We start from the raw sequence: 9,576 nt of genomic DNA on the forward strand, positions 1-9,576 counted from the left end.
ATCCGCAACGGGCATGCCAGCCGGGCCCGGTTGTGGATCATCCCCACCCCTACCCCAAGCACTGGGGGACCCCACCGGAGGCTTCACCCCAAGTGAAACCTCCGGCGTCCCCCCGTCACGTCCCGAGCAGGCCGCGGATGCGCATGTGGAGCTGCGCGTCCGCCGCGTCGTGAGTGAGCAGGTGCTGGAGGAGCTGGCGCACCTCCGGCGTGCGCTGGACGTAGGGCTCGACCACCGACACCAGGGTGTGGTGGTTCTCCAGGGGCACGTTGCCGGCGAGCGCCAGGTCGCGCAGTTGCCGCAGGGCGGAGTCGTCCAGGGGGCGGCGGCCCAGCGCCGTCAGCGCGGAGGACTGCACGGGGGCTTGAGGGTCCTCGGCCAGGGTGAGGAGCGAGCGCAGGGCCTGGGGCGTCTGAATCTTGCGCAGCGCGCGGGCCGAGGCGCGGCGGACCTGCGCGTCCGGGTCCTGGGTGTACTGGGTGATGACGTCCACCTGCGCCTCCAGGCCCGCGTTGCCCAGCGCGAGCAGCAGGTGGGCCTTCGACTCGGGCGTGCGCGCGGTGTGCAGCTCGGACTCGAGCCGCTGGACGGCGGCCAGGGACTCTCCGTCCTGCTGCTGCCGGTAGAGGGCGCCCGCGGTGGCGCCCAGGGCGTAGGAGGTGGCCACGCGCGTGTCGTCACGGGCCGTGAGGTGGGCGCGCTCGATGAAGCGCACCGTGTCCGGGGTGGGGCTGGTCAGCAGTGAGAGGCGGCTGAGCAGCATGCCGTAGGCGGGCTCGGCCAGCGCCTGGGGGCTGGACAGGGCGCGCACCAGCGCCGCCTGCGCGTCCGGTGTGCCCGCGCCCGCCAGCAAGTCCAACACCAGCGCCCGGCCGCGCGGCTTCAGCGTGGACTGCTGGAAGAAGTCGGCCAGCCGCGCGCACAGCTCGGGCTGCTGCTCCAGCAGGCCCGTGGCCTGGAGGAGGAAGTGGTTGTGCTCCGGGAAGGTGCCGCCGTTGGCGTACTTCTCCATCAGCTCGAAGAAGCGCTCCGGGGTGAGGCCATCCACCTGCTGCGCCAGCATCCGCTCCTGCACGCGGGCGTCCGTCACCAGCTCGCCCGGCGCCAGCCGCTGGAGCGCCACGTCCGCGGGCGCCTGGGCCACGGTGAAGCGCCCCCGCGCGCCGGGCTCCAGGCGGAGCTGGACGTGCGCGGTGGCGGTGGGCTCGCCGCCACCGGCCGGGCGGCGCAGCACGCGCTCCTCGCCCACGAGGCGCTCCAGGACGCCGCCGGCGTCCAGCGTCACCTCGAAGCGCGAGTCTACCTCCACGGCGCCGCTCCCGGTGCCCATGCCCCGAGGCTCCGGGTAGGCCAGGCGCCGCTTGAGGAAGCGCGCGGGCAGGGTGTCTCCGTCCAGCCGCGTGTACTCCGCGCGAGCGCCGCCCCGCGACGTCGTCTCGTCCACCTGGAAGGTGTCGCCGTCGCGCAGCGCCCACTGGAGCTCCCCCGCCAGCGCCTGCATGGTGTTCTTGAAGAGGGACGGGTCTCCCTCCTGGAAGGCGACGGCGCGCAGGGTGCCGTCGGCGTCCAGCTCCAGCAGGGCCTCGCGGCCGGCGAAGGTGGCCTCCACGGCCGCGGCGTCCGGCAGCAGCGCGTGGCCGAACAGCTCCAGCGAGTGGGTGCGGAGGTTCTCCAGGCTCAGCCCCACGCGCAGGGCGGTGCCCTGGGCGGGGTGGCTGCGCAGGACCAGGTCCCCGGCGAAGTGGGCCTGGCCCGCCATGGCGGCGCCGTCCCGAGGTGCGCCAGCGAGGCGCACCTCGGTCCGGGCCGTGTAGTCCAGGTGATACGTCCGGCGCTCCCCCACCGGGAAGCGGAGGTGGAGGGGCGTCGTCGCGGGAGACGCCCCGGTGACAGGGGCCTGGGCCAGGTGGAGCCAGGTGGCCCCCAGGAGCAGCAGTGCCAGCAGGGCACCGCCAGTGATGACCTTGCGTGCGTTGTTCATGGGGCGTCTCCAGCGGGTGGGTTACAGCAGCGAGCGGATGTCCACGAGGTCGACGTTGAAGGCGTGGTCGAACAGCTTCACGTCCTCCTTGATGCCGTTCCAGCTCACCAGCGTCTGCTCGAACTCCGCCTCGAAGGGCCAGATGCCCACCTCCACGTAGGCGGAGATGCGGCCGGCCAGGAAGGTGAAGCGCAGGTGGGAGTTGCCCTCCATGCGCAGCTTCAGCCTGCCGCCGGAGGACGTCAGATATGCGCTGGCGTCCAGCGGGACGGCGGCGTGGACCAGCTGGAGGCGGCCCTTCACGCCGGCCTCGATGATGAAGAGGTCAACGGCCGCGTACAGCTCCCCGTCCACCCGGGCGAAGGGCTCCAGGTGTCCGGCGACGCCCAGGCTCGTCACGCTGCACTGGGTGGTGCCCGTCACCTGGTGCTCGGCCGTCAGCCGGTAGTCGAGCCCCACCACGCCGGCCACCTTGGCCCCGAGCGTCACGGGGACCACGACGATGACGAAGGTGGCCTGGGCGTTCACCAGCGTGGCGGACTTCTCCTGCTTGCCGGACACGATGTTGAACTGACCCAGCGCCAGGTCGCGGTGCACGTCCACCAGCGGCACGGTGTTGTCGAGCACGTCCAAATCAATGTCCGCGCGCTTCTGCGTCACCTGCGTCTGGGCGTGGATGAGGTTGGCGCTGATGCCCAGGGCGCTGCCGGTGGCGTCGAAGCTGCCCGTCACCTCCGGGGAGAGGCCGCAGTCGGGCGTGTACTTCACGTTGTTGAGGGCGACGGCCACCTGGTAGTTCGCGGTGGCGCCGAAGGTGTCATTGCCCAGGCTGTAGCTGTCACCGGACTCCCACCGCAGGCGGGGCTGCGCCGTCTTCGGGTCCAGCATGGTGCCCACCGTGGCGGACAGGGCGCGCAGGTACTGGTCGCGGCGGGTGAAGTACGTCTCCAGTCGCGAGGGGCTCGTCGTGTAGTTCTGCGCGGGGAAGTTGACGCCGCCGTGCACCAGGGCCTTCGCCTTGAGGTCGGCGAAGTCGTCGCGGGTGTAGCGCGCGCACTTCTGGAAGTCCTGCTCGCGGGCGCCCTGGTAGAGGTTCATCACGCGCCGGGCGAAGCGCTTGGGGGACCAGTCACAGGGGGCGGGCATCTTGCCCGTCTGGAAGGCGAGGCAGCCGCGCGCCTGGGCCTGCTGGAGCGCCGCCTCGATGACGTCATCCAGCGCGGCCAGCTCGTAGGCGCGGGTGATGATGGGGTCCTGGGGCTCGTCGCCCGACAGGTTGCTGGACGTGTCCGTGGACGGGGCCTGGAGCATCCCCGGAATCGGGCGGAAGCGCAGGGCCAGCTCCGACTGGATGGCGGCGACCCGTTCCTTGCGCTGCTGGATGAGCGCGGCGAAGTCCTCCTGGAGCTGGTCCAGCGAGTAGAGCTGTTCGTCCAGGACCGCGGCGTTGCGCGTGCTCATGGCGCGGTGCCACGCCCAGCTCTCGTTGTAGTAGCTGGCGCCCTGGGACAGGGTGGTCCGCATCGCCGAGGGCAGGACGGTGCCGTAGAGGTTCAGGCTGCGGTGCAGGTCCTTGAGCTCGATGATGGCCCCGCCCATGATGCCCGGCAGCGGCACCACGCGGTCCTGGTTGCTGGCGCTGATGATGACCTTGCCCTGGACCGGGGCGGGCACGGTGAAGAACTCGTTCTTCGGCGCGCCCGCCGGGAACTGGATGGCGGGCTGGATGGGCGTGCCGTCCTTGCCGCGCTGCACCGGGTCCAGAATCGCGCGCGTGCCAATGGCGGTGGCGGGGACGGCGCCGCCGCTGGGCGCCGCGGCGAAGGCGAGCCCATGGATGCGGCGGTAGTCGGTGCCGAGGGAGGCGGTGGCGAACTCGAAGAGGCTGTAGTCGTAGTACTTCTCGTGCACGTACTCCTGGCAGGAGTCGACGGTGGTGCCGCTGTTGTCCCACCCGGCGAGCTGGAGCGCGCGCAGGAACTTGATCCACCCGGCGGACTGGGACGTGGCCGGGAAGTAGGTCTGGTCGCGGTGCGCGGTGCCCAGCAGGAAGCCGGCGAGCCCGTTCATGCTGCGCCCGTTCGCGTCCTCTTCGATGAAGGCCACCGGCTTGGTGGCGACGTCCGGCTCCACCGTCTGGCCGCTCGCGTTGCGCGTGACGGGCACCAGCACGGTGCGCTCGGGCAGGCTGGCCACGGCGTCCAGCGCGGCGTCGCGCACCAGGACGTTGCAGGTGGCGTTCGGGTTCGTCTTCGCCGCCTGCCGCGCCAACTGGGCGCAGAGGGTGGTGCCCGTCTGGCAGTCCTGCAGCGTGGGCACATAGCCCAGGCAGAGGTTGTAGATGGGCTGCGTGGGGATGGTGGGGAGCGGCGTGAAGGCCAGGGCGGGCGCCGCGGACATGACGAGTCCGAGCACGGCGACCTGGGGTCGCGTGAGTGACATGGTGTGGACACCTTCTGTGTGGGTTTCCCGGAGAACGGTGCTCTCAGATTTCCTTCGCCGGAAAAAAGCGGTGTCGCTGGACGGGTGCGGGAGGCCCCAGGGCGCTCTCAGGTGTTGCGAGCTTGAGGCGGGCCTGGGGTGCCTGCCCGGGTGTTGCCGTGCACGTCGATTGAGGCGACTGGTGGATGGCCTCGGGACGGCGGTTCCCCAGTCGCGCCACGGCTTGGGCCATTTTCGGTGGCGCCCTTCGGGCAGCCCTGACCCGACCGGAGAACCGTAGGATGGGCGCAATAGTCCATCAACCAGGGCGCTCGAAACCGGGCGTCCATCAAGCAACATGCGCGGCAACAGTTGGGGCCGGTCGGCTCGCGTAGGCCGCCGTTCGAGAATCACAATCCTTGATTCAGGTGCGCCGCTTCAGTGGTTTGAAGAGGCGAACCACATCGACCTCGAAGCCTTCGCAAACGCGGGCAAGCGACGTGAAGGTGAGGTTGGCTTCTTCTCCCTCCACGCGCTGGTAGAGGCGCGTCGTCATGCCGCAGCGGTGGGCCGCTTCTTCCTGCGTCCAGCCCTTCTGTTCGCGGAGGCGCCGGACCGCCGCGGCCAAACGCTGCTGGAGCGCGCGGTAGGCGTCGCTCTCGTACTGCTCCGCCCGCTCAGGCCGGCGTTTTCTGTCGACCCGGGGCCCCATCTTGCGGCGGGACCGTAGGAGCGTCTACAAGAGCTTCACCACGTCGCTAAAGACGTGTCGCTAGCGTCGTTTATTGACGTTGGGTCCAGCTGACGAGGCCGCGAATGGCTCCGGTGAAGTGCGGGAAGTGTGGCAGTCGGGTCGAAGGCTTGATGATGAACGTGCCGATGAGGCGCTGCGAGTCCAGCGGGCTCTGACCACGTGCCCGGTTCCTTGAACCCGTTGCCGTTGCTGCTGTTGCTGCTGGCATGCGCGGCGGCCGCCCAGTCGCAACCTGGCGGCGAGCGCAAGCTGCGGCAGCGGACCCTCTCATTGCCCGCTGTAGGTGAGGACGTGACGGTGCGGGTCGCGCGAGGAACGCTCACCACCCTCACCTTCGATTCGAACCTCGGCATGAAGGGCGTGCAGCTCGGGGGACGTGAGTCGCACTTCGAGCGAGTTGATGAGCACGAGAGGTTGGTCGCCTTCAAGCCGAAGGTCGACCTGGTGCCCGGCGAGCGGCTGCTGCTCACCGTGCGTTTCGCGGACGGCGCTGCGCCGGCAGAGGCGACGTTCGAGCTCATCGCCGCCGGGGACGAAGTGGATGCATCCGTGGAGGTGATTCGCCGCACGCGTTCCGTCGAGGCGCTCCAGGTGGAGCTGCGCGAGCTGAGGGCCAAGTACGCGGCGCTGCGGGACGGCAGTGGCGATGGGGGTCCGGAGGGCATGGTCCTCTCCGGCTGGCTCACTCAGGACATTCGAGTCCGACGATTCGACGCTCGCGTGCCACCCGACAATTCGAGCGGACTCAAGGTGGAGGATGGCGTGGGCTACCGCACCGGCAAGTGGGCGCTGGTGGCTGTTCGACTCCGCAGCCAGCCAGGCACACGTCGCTGGACGTTGGGTGAGGTGAAGCTGTCGTCCGTCCGCGGAGCCCCTGTGAAGGTGCTCTCCGTGCGCATGGACAGGCCGCAGTTGGCTCCCGGAGAGGAAGGGCTCCTCCTCGTACGCACCGAAGCCCCCTGGTGGGAACTGGGCGAGGAGCTGCGCCTCGAGCTGAAGGACAAGGAAGGCAGCGGTTCGCTGCCCTTGAGCGGAGTGGTTTTCTGACCGCGCCGCAGGCGGCGCAGGGGCATTGGCCATGGCGATGATTCCGATTCACCCCGACCAACTCGTGCCCGGAAGCCGCGTTGGCCCCTGGCGCGTGCTCGCGCCATTGGGCGCTGGCGGCTTCGGCCGCGTCTTCAAGGTGGAGCGCGAAGAGCAGCCAGGGAGGACCTACACGTTGAAGGTCGCGCTTCGACCTTCCAGCGCCCATCTCCCGGAAGAGGAGAACGTGGAGGAGCGCATGTCCCGCGAGGTGGCCATCCACATGGCCTACGACACGGGGCTGAAGGTTCATGCTGTCGACCACTGGCCCATCCTCAGTGGCTTCCTCTACTTCGTCACGGACTACGTCGAGGGAGAGACGCTCCACGAGTGGCGCTGGCGCACCGAGCCTTCTGCCGCGCGGCTGCTCACCGTCTTCACGGAAGTGGTGCGCCAGGTCAGCGCTCTGCACCAGCGTGGGGTGTGCCACCGCGACCTGAAGAGCGACAACATCCTCATTCGCACGGAGGACGAGAAGCCGCTCGTCTTCGACTATGGCGTGGCCCGCCTTCCGGGCATGACGACGTTGACGGTGGGGGTGCCGCCAACCTCGCCGTACCTGCTCCCTCCTGAGTGCGTGACCTTCTTGGGAAAGGAGACCTGGAAGCAGGGCGCTCACTTCGACCCGGGCGTACCTGGGGACCTCTATGCGCTTGGGATGCTGCTCTTCGAGGCGCTCACCGATGGCTATGCCTTCCATCCGAAGTTGCCGTACGACCTGCTGGTGGTGGCCATCGCAACGCGGGTGCCGGCCGCGCCGCACCTGCTCAACCCGAAGGTGCCGCGCGTGTTGAGCGACATCACCCTGCGCTTGCTGGAGAAGCGGCCCGAGGCGCGCTACCCCAGCGCCGAGGCGCTGCTTCAGGCCCTCTGGGATGCTGCCAAGGAGCGAAAGCAGCCCGAGTGGCAGACCTCCCTGGCGCTGCCTCCGCCGGAGGAAGAAGCGCCTGAAAGCCCTACCCCGGCCGCGCACCTTCATGCCGCCGAGGAATCGTCTGCGGTCGAATGCGTGGAACGGGCAGCAGCGGCGGATGAACTGGCGCAGGTGAAGGCGGAAACGCCAGGAGCCCCGATGCTGGAGGGGACCGACGGCGTCTCCGTGGAAGCGCCGGTCCTCCCACGGTGGCGTTCTGTGCTGTGGTCCTTGTGCTCCCTGCTGGTGCTTTCTCTGGCCCTCTGGCTGGGACTGAGCACACTTGCGACTACATTGGATAAAGGAAGCCCGCACGTGCCCACCGCGACCCCCGAATCCCCGCTGACTGCTCTTCGCTCTGGCCCATCCAGGTTCCTGACAGCCACGCTCTGCGCTGTCGCAGGGCTGGCTTGCTCCGCGGCCCAGGTGCGGCCTGAGCCCGCTGAGTGCCCCGAGGAGGCCCGTGAGGCCATGTCCCGAGTCCTGGCGGTGGACACCACGAAGGGGCTCAAGGCCGTCATCGACATCAACCAGCCCGGAGATCAGAGCCAGCTCGGCACGTACCGCAACGGCGCCGTGGTCGGCCGAATCGCGGGCTACTCCTGGGCGGATCCCTCATTGCCCGATGGGACCTTGCTGTACGGACGACTCTGGACAGGCCTCGTTGATGAGTACGGTCGCCCGGCGGCGATGGCCCGCTACTCCGAGGCGAAGCTTCCGGATGGGCGCACCTTCCCGGTGTGCATCGTCGTTGGGAACCCGGATGGCCGCGTCAGGACGCAGCCAGGCTCAAACCCGGATGCCGCCGTGTTGCCTCGGGAGTTGCCGGTGAGCGCCGTGGAGCGCTGGCCATGACGGCCCGCCTGGCGCCTCTCCGTGCGGGTGGAAATGCCAGCCCAGAGGGCCATGTGAGTGCAGGTAGGGCACGAGGCCGCCCGGCAGTCAGGCCGCTGCTGGAAAAAACCGCCGGGGAAACAGACGTCCGTGCCGGTCGCGATTAAACTCCCGCCGCCGTGCGTTGGGCGGTGGTCAGCACCGTCAGTCTCACCCCAGCCTTCATCGCCCTACCTCAAGCAGCCCGATCGGGCCTCCTGGGGTGGTCTCCACGGTGGGCTGGGGTGATCCAACGTTGACTTACCCTGGAAATGGGGGTACGGACCCGCCCCTTTCCCTAGTTCAGGTCGCGCCGGAGCGGTAGGAGGCGCCGCCGTCATCACCAAGGAGTCAGAGCCGTGTCCAAGCGCACGTACCAGCCGTCGAAGGTCCGCCGCAATCGCGCCCACGGGTTCCGCAAGCGGAACGCCACCAAGGGCGGCCGGGATGTCCTCAAGCGTCGTCGTGCGAAGGGTCGCAAGCGGCTCGTCGTGTCCGCTCCCAAGAAGTAAGCGAGTTCGCGTGTGAGGGCCGAGGGTGCGACGCCGGGCGAGTCCCGCCCGGCAGACCAGCGCTTCCCCAAGGCCCTGCGCCTGCTTCAACGGCGCGAGTTCCTCGAGGTCCAGGAAGGCGGGCAGAAAGTCCCTTCGGACTGCCTCCTGGCCCTCGTGAAGCGCAATGGCCGACCGTACTCGCGTGTTGGCCTGACCGTGTCGAGCAAGGTGGGCAACGCCGTCGTCCGAGCGCGCTTGAGGCGCGTCCTGCGGGAGCTCTTTCGCAAGCGCCGCATGCAATGGCCGTCAGGCCTGGACGTCGTCCTGGTGGCACGCTCCTCCGCGAAGGACGCCTCCTCTCCGGCGCTGGCGCGTGCCTTTGACGGTGTCACCCGTAAGCTGCAGCGGCTGCCCCGCGCGGAGACGAAGCCGAAGGAGCCGCCCAGATGAGCCCCCTGGCCTTCGTCCTCTCGCTGCCCATCCGCTTCTACCGGAAGTTCCTCGGACCGCTGCTCCCTCGGGTGTGCCGGTTCCATCCTTCGTGCTCCACGTACGCCATGGAGGCGCTGGAGAAGCACGGCGGCCTCAAGGGGTCGTGGCTCACTCTCTGGCGGCTCATGCGCTGCCAGCCCTTCCACCCCGGCGGTATCGACCCGGTGCCGTGACGAGGGGTTCCACCCATTGCCGCCCTCTCCCCCGTGGAGGGGGGAGTCTATGAACGATCCGCTCTCGCCCCAGTCGAACGATTCGCAGAAGCGACTGCTGGCGGCCCTGGCCCTCTCGTTCGCGGCCACTGCCGTCTACACCTTCTTCTTCGCGCCCACGCCGCCGCCCGACTCGGAAGTCCCCGACGCGGGCGTGGTGGCCATGGCGCCCGCCGATGCCGGCACCCCCCCCGCCGTCCCGCCTCCCGAAGGCGGCACCGGGACGGGCACCACCGCGGAGGCCCCGCCGCCTCCGGCGCGCAAGGCGGAGCTGCTCCGCGACGAGTCCGTCTACACCTTCTCCTCCGAGGGCGCCGGCCTCACCGCCGCCGTGCTCAAGGGCGCGAAGA

The 9,576-nt window shown here is 69.5% G+C and carries 8 protein-coding genes and 1 pseudogene; 6 read left to right on the plus strand and 3 right to left on the minus strand.

Annotation, left to right across the window (positions count from 1 at the left end):
- Window positions 1–115: 115 nt before the first annotated feature.
- The 3 genes from G4D87_RS26855 to G4D87_RS26865 form a co-directional block, all read right to left on the minus strand.
- A complete protein-coding gene (locus G4D87_RS26855) occupies window positions 116–1,981 on the minus strand; it encodes a HEAT repeat domain-containing protein (RefSeq protein ID WP_163785301.1) in 1,866 nt (621 codons plus the stop codon).
- Between the two features lie 21 nt (window positions 1,982–2,002).
- The gene (locus G4D87_RS26860; protein ID WP_163785302.1) at window positions 2,003–4,423 is read right to left on the minus strand and encodes a hypothetical protein; all 2,421 of its coding nucleotides are present in this window, start codon (window positions 4,421–4,423) and stop codon (window positions 2,003–2,005) included.
- 403 nt (window positions 4,424–4,826) lie between these two features.
- Window positions 4,827–5,114, minus strand: coding sequence for a helix-turn-helix domain-containing protein (locus tag G4D87_RS26865; RefSeq protein WP_163785303.1), 288 nt, complete (start codon window positions 5,112–5,114; stop codon window positions 4,827–4,829).
- 201 nt (window positions 5,115–5,315) lie between these two features.
- Here G4D87_RS26865 and G4D87_RS26870 point away from each other — a divergent pair, with 201 nt between their 5' ends.
- The 6 genes and pseudogenes from G4D87_RS26870 to G4D87_RS26895 all read left to right on the plus strand — a co-directional run.
- Window positions 5,316–6,203, plus strand: coding sequence for a DUF2381 family protein (locus tag G4D87_RS26870; protein ID WP_163785304.1), 888 nt, complete (start codon window positions 5,316–5,318; stop codon window positions 6,201–6,203).
- A 31-nt stretch (window positions 6,204–6,234) separates the two neighbouring features.
- On the plus strand, window positions 6,235–8,010 hold the full coding sequence (locus G4D87_RS26875; protein ID WP_163785306.1) for a serine/threonine protein kinase: 1,776 nt from the start codon (window positions 6,235–6,237) through the stop codon (window positions 8,008–8,010).
- Between the two features lie 377 nt (window positions 8,011–8,387).
- Complete coding sequence (rpmH, locus tag G4D87_RS26880; RefSeq protein WP_002637840.1) at window positions 8,388–8,540, plus strand: 50S ribosomal protein L34; 153 nt, start codon at window positions 8,388–8,390, stop codon at window positions 8,538–8,540.
- Window positions 8,541–8,552: 12 nt separating this feature from the next.
- The gene (gene rnpA, locus G4D87_RS26885) at window positions 8,553–8,972 is read left to right on the plus strand and encodes a ribonuclease P protein component (RefSeq protein ID WP_163785308.1); all 420 of its coding nucleotides are present in this window, start codon (window positions 8,553–8,555) and stop codon (window positions 8,970–8,972) included.
- Window positions 8,969–9,187 carry a membrane protein insertion efficiency factor YidD gene (yidD, locus tag G4D87_RS26890; protein ID WP_163785310.1) on the plus strand — a complete coding sequence of 73 codons (219 nt, stop codon included), beginning with the start codon at window positions 8,969–8,971 and terminating at the stop codon, window positions 9,185–9,187. Before rnpA ends, yidD begins: the two co-directional genes overlap by 4 nt.
- A gap of 49 nt (window positions 9,188–9,236) precedes the next feature.
- Window positions 9,237–9,576: pseudogene (locus tag G4D87_RS26895) on the plus strand (membrane protein insertase YidC); the annotation flags it as partial.

Source organism: Myxococcus vastator (genome assembly GCF_010894475.1).
Classification (GTDB): domain Bacteria; phylum Myxococcota; class Myxococcia; order Myxococcales; family Myxococcaceae; genus Myxococcus; species Myxococcus vastator.